14 protein-coding genes are annotated in these 18,554 nt (G+C 69.5%); 2 read left to right on the top strand and 12 right to left on the bottom strand.

Annotation, left to right across the window (positions count from 1 at the left end; all coding sequences use genetic code 11):
- Window positions 1–107: 107 nt before the first annotated feature.
- The 7 genes from ABFO07_RS23100 to ABFO07_RS23070 form a co-directional block, all read right to left on the bottom strand.
- A complete protein-coding gene (locus ABFO07_RS23100; protein ID WP_124490555.1) occupies window positions 108–695 on the bottom strand; it encodes a LysE family translocator in 588 nt (195 codons plus the stop codon).
- Between the two features lie 105 nt (window positions 696–800).
- The gene (locus ABFO07_RS23095; RefSeq protein ID WP_059566656.1) at window positions 801–2,243 is read right to left on the bottom strand and encodes a heavy metal sensor histidine kinase; all 1,443 of its coding nucleotides are present in this window, start codon (window positions 2,241–2,243) and stop codon (window positions 801–803) included.
- Window positions 2,240–2,944: a heavy metal response regulator transcription factor gene (locus ABFO07_RS23090; protein ID WP_059566657.1), complete on the bottom strand. Its 705-nt coding sequence runs from the start codon at window positions 2,942–2,944 to the stop codon at window positions 2,240–2,242. The genes ABFO07_RS23095 and ABFO07_RS23090 overlap by 4 nt, the downstream gene beginning before the upstream one ends.
- Before the next feature lie 19 nt (window positions 2,945–2,963).
- Complete coding sequence (locus ABFO07_RS23085) at window positions 2,964–4,466, bottom strand: efflux transporter outer membrane subunit (protein ID WP_347469628.1); 1,503 nt, start codon at window positions 4,464–4,466, stop codon at window positions 2,964–2,966.
- Window positions 4,463–5,695 carry an efflux RND transporter periplasmic adaptor subunit gene (locus ABFO07_RS23080; protein WP_347469627.1) on the bottom strand — a complete coding sequence of 411 codons (1,233 nt, stop codon included), beginning with the start codon at window positions 5,693–5,695 and terminating at the stop codon, window positions 4,463–4,465. Before ABFO07_RS23080 ends, ABFO07_RS23085 begins: the two co-directional genes overlap by 4 nt.
- Window positions 5,696–6,027: 332 nt before the next feature.
- Window positions 6,028–9,180, bottom strand: coding sequence for an efflux RND transporter permease subunit (locus tag ABFO07_RS23075; RefSeq protein WP_059807821.1), 3,153 nt, complete (start codon window positions 9,178–9,180; stop codon window positions 6,028–6,030).
- A gap of 196 nt (window positions 9,181–9,376) precedes the next feature.
- Entirely contained in the window at window positions 9,377–10,126 is a 750-nt protein-coding gene (locus tag ABFO07_RS23070; protein WP_059566661.1) for a Crp/Fnr family transcriptional regulator, read from the bottom strand.
- A gap of 446 nt (window positions 10,127–10,572) precedes the next feature.
- Here ABFO07_RS23070 and ABFO07_RS23065 point away from each other — a divergent pair, with 446 nt between their 5' ends.
- Window positions 10,573–12,228, top strand: coding sequence for an acyl-CoA synthetase (locus ABFO07_RS23065; RefSeq protein ID WP_059566662.1), 1,656 nt, complete (start codon window positions 10,573–10,575; stop codon window positions 12,226–12,228).
- A gap of 24 nt (window positions 12,229–12,252) precedes the next feature.
- On the opposite strand, the gene ABFO07_RS23060 is transcribed toward ABFO07_RS23065, so the two are convergent.
- The 3 genes from ABFO07_RS23060 to ABFO07_RS23050 all read right to left on the bottom strand — a co-directional run bounded on the left by ABFO07_RS23060 (window position 12,253) and on the right by ABFO07_RS23050 (window position 15,527).
- Window positions 12,253–12,696 (bottom strand): YqaA family protein, encoded by a 444-nt coding sequence (locus tag ABFO07_RS23060; RefSeq protein ID WP_059566663.1) that lies wholly within the window; start codon window positions 12,694–12,696, stop codon window positions 12,253–12,255.
- A gap of 58 nt (window positions 12,697–12,754) precedes the next feature.
- Window positions 12,755–14,734 carry a methyl-accepting chemotaxis protein gene (locus ABFO07_RS23055; RefSeq protein WP_059566664.1) on the bottom strand — a complete coding sequence of 660 codons (1,980 nt, stop codon included), beginning with the start codon at window positions 14,732–14,734 and terminating at the stop codon, window positions 12,755–12,757.
- A 154-nt stretch (window positions 14,735–14,888) separates the two neighbouring features.
- Complete coding sequence (locus ABFO07_RS23050; protein ID WP_059883653.1) at window positions 14,889–15,527, bottom strand: LysE family translocator; 639 nt, start codon at window positions 15,525–15,527, stop codon at window positions 14,889–14,891.
- A 284-nt stretch (window positions 15,528–15,811) separates the two neighbouring features.
- On the opposite strand from ABFO07_RS23050, the gene ABFO07_RS23045 reads away from it, so the two are divergent.
- Window positions 15,812–16,294 carry an Lrp/AsnC family transcriptional regulator gene (locus ABFO07_RS23045; RefSeq protein WP_017329575.1) on the top strand — a complete coding sequence of 161 codons (483 nt, stop codon included), beginning with the start codon at window positions 15,812–15,814 and terminating at the stop codon, window positions 16,292–16,294.
- 99 nt (window positions 16,295–16,393) lie between these two features.
- On the opposite strand, the gene ABFO07_RS23040 is transcribed toward ABFO07_RS23045, so the two are convergent.
- A complete protein-coding gene (locus ABFO07_RS23040) occupies window positions 16,394–16,537 on the bottom strand; it encodes a hypothetical protein (RefSeq protein WP_167361402.1) in 144 nt (47 codons plus the stop codon).
- Window positions 16,538–16,775: 238 nt separating this feature from the next.
- On the bottom strand, window positions 16,776–18,425 hold the full coding sequence (locus tag ABFO07_RS23035; RefSeq protein ID WP_347469626.1) for an IclR family transcriptional regulator: 1,650 nt from the start codon (window positions 18,423–18,425) through the stop codon (window positions 16,776–16,778).
- Window positions 18,426–18,554 lie beyond the last annotated feature (129 nt).

Below are 18,554 nucleotides of genomic sequence, written 5' to 3'. Positions count from 1 at the left end.
CTATTTCGTATCTGCATACAATAAATACTATGCCCAGTCGGTTGGCAACCTCTTTCAGCCGCGCGGGGATTCGGGCACCGCGCGGCACGCCGTCTGCCGGACCGGCGCTAAGCGTCGAGCAGAAAAAGCGCGCTGCCGGCCAGCAGCAGCGCCATCAGCCGGTTGAACGCACGCATCCGGCGCGCGTTCGCGAGCCGGTGCCGCAGCGACGCGCCCGCGTACGACCAGCACGCGATCGACGCGAAACAGATCACCAGGTACAGCGCGGCGAATTGCCAGACCAGCGCACGGTCGCCGTCGGCCGCGTACGCGCCCATCGCGGCCACGCACGCGAGCCATGCCTTCGGGTTCAGCCATTGCATCGCCGCGCCGGCAGCCGCCGACGGGCCCGCGACCCGCGCATCGGGCGACAGCTGGCCGCTGTCGAGCGCGAGGCGCAGCGCCATGTACAGCAGGAACGCGATGCCCGCCCATTGCGTCGCGGCCGTCAGCACCGGCCAGCGCACGAGCGCCGCGTGCAGGCCGAGCCCGATCAGCAGGAACAGCGCGACGAAGCCGAGCGTCGCGCCGGCCGCGTACCGGAGGCTCGCGCCGAGGCCGTAGCGCGCGCCGGCGCTGAGCGCGACGATGTTGACCGGGCCGGGCGTGATCGACGACGCGAGCGCGAACGCCGCCATTGAAACCAGAATGCTCATTATTCGGTGCCTCCATGCGGATTGAGAGTCGCATCGAGGCTAAAGGCGTGGGGCGGGGGTGTATTGAAGAAAACTGCCCTTGGCGGCGCGGGCCGCCGAAGGGCGTCAGTGCAGCGCGCGCGGCGCGGGAGCCGTTGCCGGAGCGGAAACCGGCGCTGCGTCGGCCGCCCGCGCCGGCTCGGCGGCCGGCGCCGCGACCGAGAACCCGAACGTGTTGAGGCCGCCCGCGCACGCGACGAACACGCTGCCGCCATGCATTTCCGCGACCGCCTTGACGATCGACAGCCCGAGCCCGTGGTTTTCCGTGCTGTTCGCGCGTGCCTCCTCGAGCCGGTAGAAGCGTTCGAACATGTGCGCGCGCTGCGCGACGTCGATCGGCGCGCCGGGGTTCGCGACCGACACCTCGACGAGCGTGTCGCGCCGCGTAATCGTCACCTGCAGCATCGCGCCGGGCGCCGAGTGCTGGATCGCATTGATCAGCAGGTTCGTCATCGCGCGGCGGAACAGCGACGGATCGACGCTCGCGCGCGCGTCGCCATGCAGCTCGGCGCGCAATTGCGCCTCGTCGAGCGGGATCTCCAGGAAATCGAGCATGCGCCGCACCTCGCCGGCGAGCGACACGTCCTTCAGGTCGCTCGCGCGCTCGCCGCGATCGCTGCGCGACAGGAACAGCATGTCGTTGACGATCACGCGCAGCCGTTCGAATTCCTCGAGGTTCGACTGCAGCGTCTGGCGCATCCGCTCGACCGAGCGGTCGCGGCTCGTCAGCGCGACCTGGGTCTGGCCGATCAGGATGCTCACCGGCGTGCGCAGCTCGTGCGCGACGTCGGCGTTGAACGCCTCGAGCCGCTCGTAGGCCTGCTGGATGCGTTCGAGCGCGCCGTTGAACGACGCGGCGAGATCGCGCAATTCGGCCGGGAGCGCGTCGGTCTGCAGCCGCTGCTGCCGGTTCGCGGAGCCGATCGCCGCCGCGTCCTGCGACATCCGGTCGAGCGGCGCGAGCCCGAAGCGCGCGACCGCGCGGCCCAGCAGCAGCGTGATGCCGGTGGCGAGCGCGATCAGCGCGGCGAGCGTCCAGCCGAAGCGGCGCAGCATCCGCTGCGTGCGCTCGCACGACGTCGCGACGATCAGCTTCAGCTCGGGGCGTTCGCCGCTGCCGGCCACCGTGACGGTCTTGGTCATCACGTCGTAGCTGCTGTCGTTGAGCCGGTAGCGCTGGAACGCGCCGAACGGCGCACCGTGCGGCGTGCCGTTCGGCGGGCGGCCGAAGCGGAACGCCGGGTTCGCGCTGTCGACCTGGTAATGCGTCGAGCCGTCCGGCGGCTCGAGATCGGCGAGCTTCTCCTGCGTGATGTGCCAGCGCGCGGCCGTGGTCGCGTGCGACACGATCATCTCGACCACCTTCGCACGCGTGTCGAGCGTCGCGCGCAGCTCGGCGAACAGTTGCCGCTCCATCATCACGAACAGGCCGACGCCGACCAGCGTAAACACGAGGAACGACACGATGCCGAACATCGCGGACAGGCGCAGGGCGATCGAGCGTTTCATAGGCGCCTCTCGCCGTCGGCGTCGTCGCGCGCCTCGCGCTCCTCGAGCACGTAGCCCATCCCGCGGATCGTGTGCAGCAGCTTGTCGGCGAACGGGCCGTCGAGCTTCGCGCGCAGCCGCTTGATCGCGGTCTCGACGACGTTCGCGTTGCTGTCGAAGTTCACGTCCCACACGAGCTCGGCGATCGTTGTCTTCGACAGCACCTCGCCGCTGCGCCGCGCGAGCACGCCGAGCAGCTGGAATTCCTGCGCGGTCAGGTCGAGGCGCGTGCCGTCGCGCGTCGCGCGGCGGCCGATCAGGTCGACCCGCAGGTCGCCGATCGAGATCAGCGTCGATTCCTGCACGCGCGCGCGGCGCGTCAGCGCGCGCAGCCGCTCGATCAGCTCGAGGAACGAGAACGGCTTGGTCAGGTAGTCGTCGGCGCCGCCGCGCAGCCCGCGCACGCGATCGTCCACGCGGTCGCGCGCGGTCAGCATGATCACCGGCGTCTGCTTCTGCGCGCGCAATGCGCGCAGCACGCCAAAGCCGTCGAGCTTCGGCAGCATCACGTCGAGCACCACCACGTCGTAGTCGAATTCGACGGCTTTCCACGCGCCGTCCTCGCCGTCGAGCGCGGTGTCGACCACCCAGCCTTCCTCGGTCAGGCCGCTCTTCAGGTATTCGACGACCTTCAGTTCGTCGTCGACGATCAGCACTTTCATGTCGGGTTCCGTTGTCGGGTCAGGGGGCCGCCGCCGTGACGGCGGGCGGTGCGGGGTTCGCCGGCTCGCCGTCCGCCCAGCCGCCGCCGAGCGCCTTCGCGAGGAACACCACGAGCGCCGCGCGCTGGCCCTGGATCTGCACGGCCTGCCGCTCGCTCGTCAGCAGTTGCTGCTGCGCGGTCAACACGTCGATGAACGGCGTCAGCCCGCCCGCGTAGCGGTCCTGCGCGAGCGACACCAGCTTGCGCGCGTCGTCGACCGCGGCCGCCGCCTGCCGCGCCGCCTCGTCGAGCACCGACAGGCCGGTGACCGCATTTTGCACCTCCTGGAACGCGGTGAGCACGGCCTGCCGGTAATTCGCCTGCGCGGCAACGTAGCCGGCCTGCGCGAAATCGACGCCGGCCTTCAGCCGGCCGCCCTCGAACAGCGGCTGGCTGAGCGACGCGCCCACCGACCACAGCAGCGCCGGCACGGTGAACAGCCCCGAGAAGCGGGCCGCGTCCCAGCCGATGCCGGGCGTCAGCGTGACGCGGGGGAAATACGCGGCGCGCGCGACGCCGATCTGCGCATTCGCGGCGGCCATCGCGCGCTCGGCCGACGCGACGTCGGGGCGGCGCTGCAGCAGGTCGCTCGGCATGCCGGTCGGCAGCGCGGGCGCGTTGATCGGCACCACGCGCGGCGGCAGCGAGAAGGCCGGCGCGGGCGTGCCGACCAGCGTCGCGATCGCCGTCTCCACCTGCGCACGCTGCTGGAGCAGCAACTGCGCCTGGGTGCGCGTGGCGTCGAGCTGCGCGCGCTGCTGCAGCAGATCGAGGCCCGACACCGCGCCGAGGTCGTGGCGTGCGGTGACGTAATCGAGCGCCTTCTGCTGCAGGTCGATCGAGCGCCTGACGACGTCGATCTCCGCATCGAGCTCGCGCAGCGCGAAGTAGCTCGACGCGAGATCAGCGGTCAGCACGAGGCGCGCGTTCGCGAAATCGTCGCGCGCCTGCTCGGTGCCGGCCTGCGCGGATTCGACGCTGCGCCGCACGCGGCCGAACAGGTCGAGTTCGTAGCTGGCGCTGGCGCCGACCTGGATGTCGTTCTGCACCGTCGACGAACTCCTTACCGCGTAGTTCGTCTGCGGCCGGTCGGCGGAGATCTTGAAGCGCTGTCCGCTCGCGTTCAGGTTCACGGCCGGGTATTGCGCGGACGCGACCGACGCGAGCGTCGCCTTCGCCTGGTCGTAGCGCGCCGCGATCGCCTTCAGGCTCTGGTTGTTGCGCAGCGCGTCGGCTTCGAGCGCGTCGAGCTGCGGATCGCCGAACGCGCGCCACCACGCAGGATCGAGCGGCGCATGCGCGGGCGCGGCCGGGTGCCAGTACGCGTCGGCCGGGTCGAGCCGCCACGCGGCGGGCGTGTCGACGTCGGGCCGCCGGTAGTCGGGGCCGACCGCGCAGCCGGCGAGGGCGGCGAGGGTGGCGAGGGTGGCGAGCGCCGCGGCCAGCGCGACCGGCCGCCGAGGGAGGCGGGCGCGCGTCACGTCTTCGCTCCTGGCGCGGCGCCGGACGCGGGTTGCGGCGGCTGCTTGGCGATGACGACCTGGTCGCCGTTCGCGAGCGCGTCGCTCGGGTTCACGACGAGGCGATCGTCGGGCGTGATGCCGCCGTCGATCTCGAGCGTCTGCCCGACGGTGCGCAGCACCGTCACCGGTTTCAGGCGGATCTGGCCGTGCGCGTCGACGGTCGCGACCGTCGGCCCTTCCGCGCGGAACAGCAGCGTGTTGGCGGGGATCGACAGGCGGCCGGCAGGTGCCATCGGCAGCGTCGCCTGCACGTAGGCGCCGGGCAGCAGCCGGCCGTCGGGGTTCGGCAGCGTGATCTCGATCTGCAGCGAGCGGGTCGCGACGTCGATCGCCTCGGACGTGCGCGTGATCGTGCCGTCGAACGTCTGCCCCGGCAGCTCGGCCTGCGCGACGCTCACGTGCTGGCCGGTCTTCACCTGCTGCGCATACGCTTGCGGCACCTGCACGTACAGGCGCAGCCGGTCGGCCTGCACGACGGTGAACAGCGCGCGGCCCGCGTTGCCGGAACTGACGAGATCGCCGACGTCCACGTTGCGCTGCGTGACGATCCCGTCGATCGGCGCGACGATGCGCTGGAAGCCCTTCAGCTCGGTGAGCCGGCGCATGTTCGCGTCGGCCGCCGCGAGGTTGGCAGTGCCCTGTTTGTACGCGCCCTGGCGGTCGTCGAGCTCCTGCTGCGAAACGGCGTCGCGCTGGCGCAGCTGCTGCGCGCGCTCGAACGACGTCTTCGCGAGCGCGAGCGCGGCCTGCGCCTGCTGGCGCTGCGCGGTGGCCTGCGCGAGCTCCTGGTTCAGCTCCGGCGTGTCGAGCTCGGCGAGCAGCTGCCCCTGCTTCACGTGCGCGCCGATATCGGCCTGCCAGCGCAGCACGTAGCCGCTCGCGCGCGCGTAGATCGGCGCCTCGACATAGCCGCGCAGCGTGCCCGGCAGCGACAGCCGGCCGCCGGACGCGGCGTCGGCCGGATGCACGACGTTCACGTACTGGCGCGCGTTCTGTGCGGTAAGCGCGTCGAGCCGGTTGCGGTTCGTGACGTTGCTGACGATCGTACGCGCCGCGCCGGCCGCCAGCAGCACGCCGACGACGATCACGATGATCCGCGCGCGCCGCCACACGCCGGCCCGCGCGGGCAGGTCGAGCCCGTGTTCGTCTACCTGGATGCCGACGGCGCTGTGATGTTTCTCTTCCATGTAATCAACCGGTCAGTATGCGATGCGGGAATCAGTGTCCGGCCTAGGGTCTGTTCGCGCTAATAACGGGCTTGCGAACGTGCCTTGCCGGCCGTAGTGCAAGGAGCAAGGAGCGCCGTTTGGCCGAGCCAAACAAGCGACGCGCGACGCCGCAATACGGCCGGCAAGGCACGTTCCCGTAACTAAAAAAATTCATTCCAGGGGCTGGCCGCCAGAAGGGCCGATCGCCGCGTCATGCTCCTTGCGAATACGCCCGGCATTCGCTGCGTCCCATTCCTTGCGCTCGGCCCTTCTGGCGGCCGGCGCAAGCCCGTTATTAGCGCGAACAGACCCTAGCTCGCCCGCCGCCGCGCGAGCCGCGCATGCACGCCGGCGAACACGAGCGGAACGAACAGCAGCGTCGAGACGGTCGCGAACAGCAGCCCGCCGATCACCGCGCGGCCGAGCGGCGCGTTCTGCTCGGCGCCTTCGCCGAGGCCGAGCGCCATCGGCACCATGCCGATGATCATCGCGAGCGCGGTCATCAGCACCGGGCGGATGCGGGTCGCGCCGGCCTCGAGCGCAGCGGTGAGCGGCGGCGCGCCGGCCGCGAGCCGCTGGCGCGCGAACGACACGACGAGAATGCTGTTCGCGGTCGCGACGCCCACCGTCATCACCGCGCCCGTCAGCGCGGGCACGCTCAGGTGGGTGCCGGTGACGAACAGCATCCACGCGATGCCGGCGAGCGCGGCCGGCATCGCGCTGATGATGATCAGCGGGTCGAGCCACGACTGGAAGTTCACGACGATCAGCAGGTAGACGAGCACGATCGCCATCGCGACGCCCGCGCCGAGGCCGATGTATGACGTGCGCATCGTCTCGATCTGGCCGCGCATCGTCAGCTCGGTGCCGCGCGGCAGCGTCGCGCGCGCGTCGGACACGATGCGGTCGATCTCGCTCGCCACCGAGCCGAGGTCACGGCCCTCGACGCTCACGTACAGGTCGATCGCCGGGCGGATGTTGTAATGCGTGATCACCGCCGGCTCGCTCGTGGTGCGCACCTGCACGAGGTTGCCGAGCAGTTGCAGCGGCGCGCCGGTGCGCCCGGCGGATACGGGCGTGCCCAGCAGGTCGCCCACCGAGCCGATGTCGTACTGCGGGGTCTGGATCGCGAGCGGGTACTGCACGCCCGACTTCGGGTTGACCCAGAACGATGGCGTGGTCTGCCCGCTGCCCGACAGCGAGATCAGCATGTTCTGCGCGACGTTCTGCGCGGAGAGGTTCAGCTGCTGCATGCGCGTGCGGTCCATGTCGGCCACCAGGGTCGGCTGGTCGTTGCGCTGCAGCACGTGCGCGTCGACCGCGCCGGGGATTTGCCTGACCTGTTTCATCAGGCGGCTTGCGATAGCCATGTTACTCGCGAGATCGTTGCCGAGCACCTGCACGTCGATCGCGGCCGGCTGCCCGAAGTTCAGGATCTGCGTGATGATGTCCGACGGCTGGAAGAAGAACTCGGCGCCCGGGAAGCGTTCGGGCAGCAGCGCGCGCAGCCGCTCGACGTAGTGCTGCGTTGCCGCGTGGCCGGGCTTCAGCGCGATCAGAATCTCGCCGTCGAGCGAGCCGATCGTGCCCGCGTTGCTGTATGACAGGTTGATGCCGCTGATCGGCTGCCCGAGGTTGTCGACGATCGCGCCGAGCTCGTCGGGCGGCACGACCTCGCGCACCACGCGTTCGACCTGGTCGGCGAGGCGCGCGGTTTCCTCGATCCGGTAGCCGGTCGGCGCGCGCATGTGCAGCCGGATGTTGCCGGAATCGGCGTTCGGGAAGAAGTCGCGGCCGAGCGCGAACACGAGGCCCGTCGACAGCACGCAGAAGCCGAGGAAGCACATCGCGTAGAAGCGGCGGCGCACCAGCAGCATGCTGAGCAGCACGATGTACGACGCGCGCAGCCGCTCGAACGCGTGATTGAAGCGGTGATGGATGCGCGCGAAACGCGACGTCGAACGGCCGGGCCCGGTGCTCGCCTGCTGCGGGCGGAACAGCAGCATCGCGAGCGTCGGCACGAGCGTGCGCGACAACACGTACGACGCGAGCATCGCGAACACCACGGCTTCCGCGAGCGGCACGAACAGGTAGCGCGCGACGCCGGTGAGGAAGAACATCGGCACGAACACGATGCAGATGCACAGCGTCGACACGAACGCCGGCACCGCGATCTCGCCCGCGCCGTCGAGGATCGCGTCGTGCAGGCCGGTGCCGAGATGCAGGTGACGCTCGATGTTCTCGATCGTCACGGTTGCATCGTCCACCAGGATGCCGACCGCGAGCGCAAGGCCGCCGAGCGTCATGATGTTGATGGTTTCGCCGAGCGCGGCGAGCGCGATCAGCGACGTGAAGATCGACAGCGGGATCGAGATCGCGATGATCAGCGTGCTGCGCCAGTTGCCGAGGAACAGCAGGATCATCAGCGCGGTCAGCACGGCGGCGATCAGCGCCTCGTGGATCACGCCCTGCACGGCGGCGTCGACGAACACCGACTGGTCGAACAGCGGCGTGATCGTCAGGCCTTCGGGCAGCGTCGGCTCGACCTTCGGCAGCAGCGCTTTCAGGTCCGACACGACCTTCAGCGTCGATGCGTCGCCGCTCTTCAGGATCGACACCAGCACGCCGCGCTGGCCGTTCTGGCGCACCACGTTGGTCTGCGGCGAGAAGCCGTCGCGCACGGCCGCGACTTCGCCGAGGTAGGTGGTCGCGCCGTTCACGGTCTGCAGCGGGATATGGCCGATGTCGGCGATGGTGTCGGCCGACGCGTTGGTGTCGATCCGGTACTCGGTCTGGCCCATCTTCGCGGTGCCGGTGGGCAGCACGAGGTTCTGCGCATTGACCGCGTTGACGACGTCGGCGGGCGTGAGCCCCTTCGACATCAGCGCCTTCGAATCGATGTCGACCGCGACGACGCGCGTGCGCCCGCCGTACGGGAACGGCACCTGCGCGCCGGGGATCGTGATCAGCTGCGGGCGCAGGAAGTTCAGCGCGATGTCGGCGAGCGACTGCTCGCTGAGCGTCTTGCTCGACAGCCCGAGCTGGATCACCGGGATGCTCGACGCGGAATAGGTGATCACGAGCGGCGGCGTCGCGCCCTGCGGCATCTGCCGGACGATCGCCTGCGCGGACGATACCGTCTGCGCGATCGCGGTCTGCACGTTCGCGCCCGGCTGCAGGAACACCTTGACGACGGCCGTGCCGGGCAGCGTCGTCGATTCGATGTGCTGGATGTTGTTGACGGTGGTCGTCAGCACCCGCTCATGCACCGCGGTGATGCGGTTGGTCATCTCCTTCGCCGACAGCCCGTTGTAATTCCAGATCACGCTGATTACGGGGATGTCGATCGACGGCAGCACGTCGACGGGAGTGCGCATCAGCGCGAGCGGGGTGGCCAGCACGATCATGATGGCCATCACGATGAACGTGTAGGGGCGCCTGAGCGCGAGATTGACGATCCACATGGAGGCAGCGAGGCAGGCGGCGATCAGACGTTGGTAACGGGCACTCGAATGATAGGCGGGCAGGCTGAACGGGTCACTGACGCGAAACTGGCGGGGTTGTCAGTTTCGCGCGGCGCCGGCGTGATGGCCGGTTGCGCGCGCATTCATCAGACGTGAACCGCGACTCGTTCGCGGCCCGCCCCGCGGCGCTCGTCGCTCAGATCTGCTCCATCCCGAACCGCGCGAGCGCCGCGAGATCGACGACCTCGATCTGGTTGTACGCGAGCCGCAGCACGCCGCGCTTCTCGAGCTGCTGCAGCGCCTGGTTGATCCGCTGCCGCGACACGCCGACCAGCATCCCCAGTTCCTCCTGCGAAATCGCCAGCGCCGGGCCGGTGTCCGGGTACAGGTCCGGGTTGAACAGCTGCGCGAGCGCCTGCGCGACGCGCGCATCGACGTCGAGCAGCCGGCTGTTCTGGATCGACGCGATGAATTCGCCCATCCGGTTGTTCAGCTGATGGATCACGAAGCGCGTGAACGGCAGGCTGCTGTCGAGCAGCGCGTGGAACGTGTCGGCCGGCACGAACAGCACGGTCGAGCGCTGGATCGCGACCACCTCGTACTTGCGCGGCTCGCGCTTGATCACACTGCCTTCGCCGAACCAGCCGCCGGACGGCACCCCGGAGAACGTGCAGCCGCGCCCGGACGCATTGAAGATCGCGAGCTTCAGCAGCCCGCGATGCACGCCGATCCAGTACTCGGACGGCGCGAGCCGCTGCGCGATCACGTCGCCGGCCTCGCGGCATTCGACGCGCGACTGCGCGAGCACCATCGCCTGGTGTTCGGGGGCGAGCGTGCGGAACCACGCGCACTGGCCGAACAGCACGGCCAGCGGGCCGGGCTCGGGCGGCGCATCCACGGCGGGCGCGTCGAACGGGGCGCGAGGGGGGAGAACGTCGTCGTGCATGGGTCCGGGTTTGCGAGGATAGGGATAACACGCGGGGCGCCGGGCGGACTCTGTCGTTTCGATGACAGACGGCCCACAATAGCGCCCGTTAGGCTAGGGTCTGTTTACATATGGAACGTGCATGCGTTGCCACGAGAACGGCCGCTCGCGAGGCGCGCAACGCGGCGAGCGGCCGTTCTCGTGGCAACCCAAATTGAAAAACCATTCCAGGGGAATGCCCGAAATCGCCCGCATGGCGGCGTCGCTCGTCGCTTGTCTGGCTCGGCCAAACGGCGCTCCTCACTTCTTGCCTGCGAGCGATTTCGGGCATTCGCATGCACGTGCCATATGTAAACAGCCCCTAGAATTGAACCACATCAAAACGATTCGAGGCGCGAGCGCCTCGGCTTTGCACGGGACCTGACCGACGCGCGAGCGCCAGGCCGGCGCCGACTGGAGACAACACCATGACGCAGATGTTCGAAGCGGGCCTCGAGCGCCGCGATGCCAACTACGTACCGCTCACGCCGATCGACTTCCTCGTGCGCTCGGCCGAGGTGTACGGCGACCGCCTGGCGATCGTGCACGGCGACGTGCGCCGCACCTGGGGCGAGACCTACACACGTTCGAAGCAGCTGGCGAGCGCGCTCGCGCAGGCCGGCGTCGGCCGCGGCGACACGGTCGCGGCGCTGCTGCCGAACATCCCGCCGATGGTCGAGGCGCACTTCGGCGTGCCGATGGCGGGCGCCGTGCTGAACACGATCAACACGCGGCTCGACATCCCGTCGGTGCTGTTCATGCTGCGCCATGGCGAAGCGAAGGTGCTGATCGTCGACACCGAGTATGCCGACCTTGCGCAGCGCGCGGCGCTGGAGATCCCCGGGCTGCGGATCGTCAGCGTCGCCGACGCGATGCCGGCCGACCCCGCGCGCTTCGCGGGCGCGACCGACTACGAGGCGTTCGTTGCCGGCGGCGACCCCGACTACGCGTGGACGCCGCCCGCCGACGAGTGGGACGCGATCGCGCTGAACTACACGTCCGGCACGACCGGCGACCCGAAGGGCGTGGTCTACCACCACCGCGGCGCGTACCTCGCCGCGATCAGCAACCTCCTCGAATGGGACATGCCGAAGCACGCGGTCTACCTGTGGACGCTGCCGCTGTTCCACTGCAACGGCTGGTGCTTCCCGTGGGCGATCGCGGCGCGCGCGGGCGTGAACGTGTGCCTGCGCAAGTTCGACGCGAAGACCGTGTTCGACCTGATCCGCCGGGAGCGCATCACGCACTATTGCGGTGCGCCGATCGTGCAGAGCGCGATCGCGAACGCGCCGGCCGAATGGCGCGAAGGCATCGACCACACCGTGCACGCGATGGTCGCGGGCGCCGCGCCGGCGCCGTCCGTGATCGCGAAGATGAAGGAGATCGGCTTCGACCTGCTGCACGTGTACGGGCTGACCGAGGTCTACGGCCCGGCGACGGTCTGCGCGCAGCAGTCGCACTGGAGCGAGGTGTCCGACGACGAGCGCGCGCGGCTCAACGCGCGGCAGGGCGTGCGCTACCACCTCGAGGCGGGCGCGACGGTGCTCGACCCGGACACGATGGCGCCGGTGCCGGCCGACGGCGAGACGCTCGGCGAGATCATGTTCCGCGGCAACATCTGCATGAAGGGCTACCTGAAGAACCCGAAGGCGACCGACGACGCGTTCCATGGCGGCTGGTTCCATACGGGCGATCTCGCGGTGTTGTCGCCGGACGGCTACATCCGCATCAAGGACCGCAAGAAGGACATCATCATCTCGGGCGGCGAGAACATCTCGAGCATCGAGGTCGAGGATGCGCTGTACCGGCATCCGGCGGTGGCGGTGGCAGCGGTGGTCGCGATGCCCGACCCGAAGTGGGGCGAGGTGCCGTGCGCGTTCGTCGAGCTGCGCGAGGGCATGGACGCGACCGAGGAGGAGATCGTCGCGCACTGCCGGCAGCTGCTCGCGGGCTTCAAGGTGCCGAAGGCCGTTCGCTTCGGCGAGCTGCCGAAGACGTCGACCGGCAAGATCCAGAAATTCCAGCTGCGCAGCGCGGTCGGCTCGGACAAGGCGATCGATCTGGCGGGAAGCGGAAAGAAGTGACCGTCCGCGGTGTGGCGCGTGCGCTCAGTGCGGCACGAGCCACACGATCGCCAGGTAGCGGCCGACCTTCGCGAGCGTGACGATCGCGAGAAAGCGCGGCAGCGGCTCGCGCATCACGCCGGCGATCATCGTCAGCGGATCGCCGATCACCGGCGCCCAGCTCAGCAGCAGCGACCAGTGGCCGTAGCGCGCATACCAGCGCCCGGCGCGCGCGAGCGCCGCCGGCTTCACCGGAAACCAGCGGCGCTCGCGGAAATGCTCGATCCCGCGGCCGAGCGCCCAGTTGATCGTCGAGCCGGCGACGTTGCCGATGCTCGCGACGAGCACGAGCGCCCACGCCGGCTCGCGGCCGGCGATCAGCAGGCCGGCGAGCACGGCTTCGGACTGGAGCGGGAACAGGGTCGCGGCCACCAGCGACACGGCGAACAAGCCGCCGTAGGTGGCAAATTCGGCAAGCAATTCGGACATCGCGCGATTGTACCGGCCGCGCGGCGGCCGGCTTGCGTCAAGCGTGGGCGCCGCGCCGCTATTCGCCGCGGCCGAGCTTGAACACGCTGACGGCTTCGGCGAGTTCGGCCGCCTGGTCGCGCAGCGTGACGGCCGCGTGTTCGGCCTGCGCGATCAGCGCCGCGTTCTGCTGCGTCGCCTCGCCGATCTGCGTGACCGCGAGGTTCACCTGCTCGATGCCGGACGACTGCTCGCGCGACGCCGTGCTGATTTCGGCGATGATGGTGCGCACCTGGTCGACGCGCGTGACGATGTCGCGCATCGTGCCGTGCGCGGCCTCGGCGATCCGGTAACCCTGCTCGACGGTCGTCGCCGATTCGCTGCTCAGCGCCTCGATTTCCTTGACCGCCGCCGCGCTGCGCTGCGCGAGCGCGCGCACTTCGGCGGCGACCACCGCGAAGCCCTTGCCGTGCTCGCCCGCGCGCGCGGCCTCGACGGCCGCGTTCAGCGCGAGGATGTTGGTCTGGAACGCGATGCCTTCGATCACGCCCGTGATCTCCGCGATCTTGCGCGTCGCGCGCTCGATCTCGCCCATCGTCGCGACCACCCGCTGCACGGCTTCGCCGCCGCCCGTCGCGGCGTCGGACGCGCCCGCGACCAGCGCGTTCGCCTGCGCCGCATGCTCGGCGTTCTGCTGCACGGCGGCGGTGATTTCCTCCATGCTCGCGGCCGTTTGCTCGACGCTGCTCGCCTGCGTCGCGATGCGGGCGGCGATGTCGCCGCTGCCGGCCGCGATCTCGACGGTGCCTTGCGCCATCTCGGCTGAGCCGCGCCGCACCTGCGCGACGATCCGCGCGAGGCCGTCGCCGATGCCGTCGACGGCCTGCACGAGGCGGCCGATCTCGTCGGCGCCGCGCGGCGCGTGGCCGTCGTCGCGGATGCGCGCGCTCAGGTCGCCGGCGGCGAAGCGCTCGGACGCCCGCGCGGCCGCTTCGAGCGGCCGGCTCACGACGCGCCGCACCACGACCACGAACACCGCGGCGAACGCGAGCACGAGCACGGCGGCGATCAGCAGGAAGCGGTTGCGGGTGGCGCGCATGTCGGCCAGCATCTCGTCGTCGATCGCGATGCCGCCCACCAGCCACTGCCATTGCGGGATCGTCGAGAACGACACGAATTTCGCGCTCGGGCCGCGATCCTGCGCGGCCGGGTCGGTCGACGTGTACGCGAGCTGGCCGCGGCCCGCCGCGAGCATCTGCGCGTAGGGCGCCGCGTCGCCGTCGGCGCGCTTGCCGGCCGCGTCCGGATGGACGACGAAGGTGCCGCGCGCGGGGCCCGGCGATGCGTCGATCACGAAGTAGTAGCCATGCTCGCCGATCTTCAGCTCGCGGATGCCGGCCTCGACGAGGCTGATCTCGCTGCCGACGTCGAGGCCGACGAACAGCGCGCCGATCACGCGGCCGCTTGCATCGGTGACGGGTTTGTATTCGGTGATGAACGGCTTGCCGAACAGCTTCGCGAGGCCCGTGTAGCTGCGGCCCGCGATCAGCGGCGCATACGCGGGGCTCGCGCGGTCGAGGCGCGTGCCGATCGCGCGCGCGCCGTCCTGCTTCTTCAGCGACGTGGTGATGCGCACGAAGTCGTCGCCGTCGCGCGCGAAGATCGTCGCGATCGCGCCGCTCTTGTGCAGGAACTGGTCAGGAATCGAGAAGTCGAGATCGAGCGGCTTGCCGCCCGCCGACAGCGTCGGCGCCATGACGCCGCCGCCGAGGTCGAAGGTGCGTGCCGGGTCGAGCGCGAAATCGGCCGGCAGGAAACTCGCGAACAGCGTCATCGCGCGGTTCGCTTCGGCCGACAGCGCCTTGTCGAACAGCTCGATCATCGCGCCGATCGAGCGTTCCTTTTCCGCGATGCGCGCATGCGCCTGGTCGGCGATCTGCTCGCCGGCGAGATGGGCGAGGGTCCACGCGAAGGCGGCGAACAGCAGTGCGACTGTCGCACACGACAATGCAGCCAGACGAGCGCCAACGCTCACCCGGCCCAGGGGAATCAAGCTCATAAAACTTCCTGCGTGGGGACGGAGAGGAGGCGGAACGCACGCGTCACCGCAATTTCGTCACAGGAATAACGGCAGCGCGCGGGCGTTCTTTAGTGCGATCGACTTCGATATGTCGTGCGAAGGGGTTTGGGGCGAGGGCGGCGCGCGGGGCGGTTCAGTTCCAGCCGACCATGATCGCGCCCATCCCGACCAGCAGGCCGCCCGTCACACGGTTCATCGCGCGCATCCGCGCGGGCCGCTGCATCGCGCGGCTCAGCCGGTGCGAGAACAGCGCCATCGACGCGACGCCGCCCGCGAACAGCAGCGCGAACGTCGCGGCGAGCAGCAGGTACTGGAGGTTCAGGCTCCATTCGGCGTTCGCGCTGATGAATTGCGGAAAGAACGACGGGAAGAACAGCAGCGTCTTCGGATTCAGGCCCGAGGTCGCGACGCCGCGCCAGAACAGTTCGCGCCCGGCGCCGGATGCGGGCTGCGCGATATCGGACGAGGCGGCCGGCGTCTGCGCCGGCGCGCGGTTGAGCCATTGCCTGCAGCCGAGCCAGACCAGGTACGCGGCGCCGGTCCAGCGCAGCACGGTGAGCGCGCGCTCGTCGATATGCACGAGCGAATTCAGGCACAGCGCGGTCAGCGCAAGCTGCAGCAGCACGGCGAGCGTGCCGCCCCACACGCAGGGCAGCGCGCGCCGCCAGCCGGCGCGCAGCGCGTGGTTCATCGTGAGCAGGTTGACGGGGCCGGGGGCGTAGACGAGAACGATGGAAGCGGCGAGAAACGACAGGTAAAGCCGGAACGACATGACGGAAAGCGCGGTAAGGGAGGCGGGCGCCAGCGCCGCGCACGGTGGGGTGGATGCGCGGAAGGCGGTCTTCGAATGCCCGGGTGCCCGGCAGCGCAACTCGTGATTGCGCGCGTGCGCTCCATTGCGAAGGGGTTGTCGCGGGGAGCGTGCCGGGCCACAGGCATGGAGAAAATGTATCAGGCCCCCAACTTAAAAGGCTTCCTGTTTTCCAGCGAAACGGGTCTGAATCAGGAATGTCGTTCAGCTAGAATGCGCATTTTCAGTAGAAGATTCTTCACGTCATGGCTACCCGCGAACGCACGCCGAAAACCCTCGACAACCAGGACCGCAAAATCCTTGGTGCGCTGCAGAAAAATGCGCGCCTGTCGAATGCCGAACTGGCCGAGCAGATCGGCATGTCGACCACCGCCTGCTGGAACCGCACGCGGCAACTCGAACTCGACGGCTACATCGATGGCTATGTCGCGCTGATCAACCAGCGCATGCTCGGCTACGCGGACATCGTGATTCTCGAAGTGACGCTCGATCGCCATGAGGACGATGCGCTGGCCCGCTTCGGCGCGGAACTCGCGGCGCTGCCCGAGGTGCTCGAGGCGTATCTCGTGTCGGGGGATTACGACTATTGGATCAAGGTCGCGGTGGACGGCACGGCCGGGTATGAACGGTTTCTGCGCGAGAAGCTGTACAAGATCTCGAGCATCCGTCACAGCCGGTCGATGTTCGCGTTGCGCTGCATGAAGGACGTGCCTTCGATACAGGTGTGAACGTGCGGGGGGATGGGTGGCCGCGCGAGGCGCGTAGCGCAGGCGGGCGGAAAGACAAGGCCGGCGATCAGGCCGCCGGCCGGCGTCGTGTCGTTCCGTTCAGCGCGGCAGGCGTGCGTGGGCCTCGGCGATGATCGCGCAGTTCTCGAGGTGCAGTGCCCATGCTTCTGCGAGCAGCGCGCCCATGCGCGTGAGCCAGCCAGCGGATGCGTTGGAACGGTTGGAGACGGTGGACGTTTGCATGACGTTGCCCCATTCAGGTGGCGAGTTAGGGATAACCCTAATGATAGAGAAGCGCCACCGCCTTGTGAAATGCCATTTTGTAATATGGTAATTACTGGGCGATTTTGTTGCCGCGGCGCAACATGTCGGCGTCAGTATGACGCGCGAACGCGACGAGACCGTGACGAAGCACGGTCTCGCACCCGGAAAAATCAACTGAACGGAATGGGCCGCCGGTGAGCGCAGGGGGCGGCGGCCGTCACTGCCCGCCGAGCCACCCGAAGCGCCACGACAGCCGCCGCGTCGCGGCGAGCAGCGCCTGCGCGAGGTCGCTGTCGGGCCCGCGCGGAAAGCCGCGCGACGCGCCGATGATCGCGATCACGAGCCGGATGCTGCCGGTGTGATCGAACACGGGCGCGGCGACCGTCGCAATGCCGGGCACCGGCGCGTCGAACGCGAAGTCGAGCCCGTCCGCGCGAATCCGCGCGAGCTGCGCGCGGAACCCATCGTCGGCGTGCGCCGCGCGCCCCGCGAGGCGCACGGGCTCGTCGGCGAGCAGGTCGGCCAGCACGTCGTCGGGCACGCAGGCCGCGAACGTGCGGCCGATCGCCGTGTTGACCAGCGACATCACCGTGCCGATTCGCAGGCTCACATGCTGCGGCCGTGCCGATTCCTCGAAGCGGATCACGGTCGGCCCGAGCGGCCCGAGCGTTGCCGTCGCGACGCTCATGTCGGTCGCCTCGGCGAGCGCGACGATCTCGGCTTCGGCGTCGCGCGCCGGCGACACGCGCTGCATCGCGATCAGGCCGAGCGCCTGGCTGAGCGGGCCGGCGCCGAAGCAGCCAGTGTCGTCGCGGCTCAGCAGGCCGATCTTCAGCAGGCTCACGAGATGCGGAAATGCCTTCGCGGCCGGCATTCCGGCCGCCGTCGCGAGATCGCGCAGCGGCAGCGCGCGGCCCGCCGATACGAGCGCGAGCAGCAGATCGCCGGTGCTGTCGAGTGCATTGATGCCGCGTTGCGCCTTCGCGTCGTCGGCCAGCGCGGGCGGCATGTGCAACGCCGCCGTGACCGGCGCGGGCGGCAGCGCGCCGTCTTCCGCGCCGAGCGCCGCGGTTGCCTGCCGCGCCGCGTCGAGCAAGGCGGTCGCGATCGGGCCGTCCCAGGTCACGTCGATCGATCCCGTGGAACCGATCACTGTCAACGCGAGCTGCAGGTGACCGTCGGCGTCGAGCACGGGCACGCACATCGCGCTGACGCCAGGGCTCGGCAGGTCGACGCTGCGCTCGATGCCGCGCGAGCGGATCGCGTCGATTTCAGCTTGCCGCGCCGCGGCATCCGGGGCCGGCCGCGTGCCGTCGGCGCCCGCGAGCGCATCGCCCGCACCGGCCTGGCTGGCCGCCATCGCGGCGAGCTGCGCGGGATCGCCGAACGCGCGGAACACGCGGCCGGTTGCCGTCGTGTCGAGCGACATCACCGAGCCGACGTGCAGGTTCACGTGCAGCGGATAGCCGCCATGCTCGATGCGCACGATCGTCGGCCCCGTTGCGCCCGGCACCGACAGCGCGACGCTGTGCCCGACGCCTTCCGCGAGCCGCGCTGCGTGCGGCAGCGCGGCCCGGTAGGCCGGCTGCCGCTCGATCGACATCAGGCCGAGCCGCAGCGACAGCGGCCCCGGCTCGTAATTGCCGGTGATCGCGTCGCGCTTCACGAGCGCGAGGCGCGTGAGGCTCACGAGATACGTATGCGCCTGCGCGCTCGACAGCTCCGCGGCCGCCGCCAGCTCGGACAGCCCGAGCGGCTTGCGCCGCCGCGCGAGCGCGTCGAGCAGCCGGCCGCCCACCTCGACGCTCTGGATGCCGCGCTGCGCCTTCTGCGGCGCGTCATCCGCGCGATCTTCGTCGTTCTGCACTGCGTTCACCTGAATTCGAAACATCCCGCATGGTATCCGACGCCATTTATCGGGCCGCCCCGCACGTTTACCCGTATTCAACAATAGCAAGTTGATTTGTCATTGACAAATAATCCGGGCGAGACGATG

Origin of the sequence: Burkholderia stagnalis, assembly GCF_039848545.1 — a bacterium.
Taxonomy (GTDB): Bacteria; Pseudomonadota; Gammaproteobacteria; order Burkholderiales; family Burkholderiaceae; genus Burkholderia; species Burkholderia stagnalis.
Note: the sequence above shows the minus strand (reverse complement) of the source record. Positions and strands in the feature narration are given on the sequence as shown.

What these genes read in the sequence shown, in the direction of transcription:
- ABFO07_RS23100 (WP_124490555.1), bottom strand. Translation starts at nt 695, where the DNA reads ATGAGCATTCTGGTTTCAATGGCGGCGTTCGCGCTCGCGTCGTCGATC.
- ABFO07_RS23095 (WP_059566656.1), bottom strand. Translation starts at nt 2,243, where the DNA reads ATGAAACGCTCGATCGCCCTGCGCCTGTCCGCGATGTTCGGCATCGTG.
- ABFO07_RS23090 (WP_059566657.1), bottom strand. Translation starts at nt 2,944, where the DNA reads ATGAAAGTGCTGATCGTCGACGACGAACTGAAGGTCGTCGAATACCTG.
- ABFO07_RS23080 (WP_347469627.1), bottom strand. Translation starts at nt 5,695, where the DNA reads ATGGAAGAGAAACATCACAGCGCCGTCGGCATCCAGGTAGACGAACAC.
- ABFO07_RS23075 (WP_059807821.1), bottom strand. Translation starts at nt 9,180, where the DNA reads ATGTGGATCGTCAATCTCGCGCTCAGGCGCCCCTACACGTTCATCGTG.
- ABFO07_RS23070 (WP_059566661.1), bottom strand. Translation starts at nt 10,126, where the DNA reads ATGCACGACGACGTTCTCCCCCCTCGCGCCCCGTTCGACGCGCCCGCC.
- ABFO07_RS23065 (WP_059566662.1), top strand. Translation starts at nt 10,573, where the DNA reads ATGACGCAGATGTTCGAAGCGGGCCTCGAGCGCCGCGATGCCAACTAC.
- ABFO07_RS23060 (WP_059566663.1), bottom strand. Translation starts at nt 12,696, where the DNA reads ATGTCCGAATTGCTTGCCGAATTTGCCACCTACGGCGGCTTGTTCGCC.
- ABFO07_RS23055 (WP_059566664.1), bottom strand. Translation starts at nt 14,734, where the DNA reads ATGAGCTTGATTCCCCTGGGCCGGGTGAGCGTTGGCGCTCGTCTGGCT.
- ABFO07_RS23050 (WP_059883653.1), bottom strand. Translation starts at nt 15,527, where the DNA reads ATGTCGTTCCGGCTTTACCTGTCGTTTCTCGCCGCTTCCATCGTTCTC.
- ABFO07_RS23045 (WP_017329575.1), top strand. Translation starts at nt 15,812, where the DNA reads ATGGCTACCCGCGAACGCACGCCGAAAACCCTCGACAACCAGGACCGC.
- ABFO07_RS23040 (WP_167361402.1), bottom strand. Translation starts at nt 16,537, where the DNA reads ATGCAAACGTCCACCGTCTCCAACCGTTCCAACGCATCCGCTGGCTGG.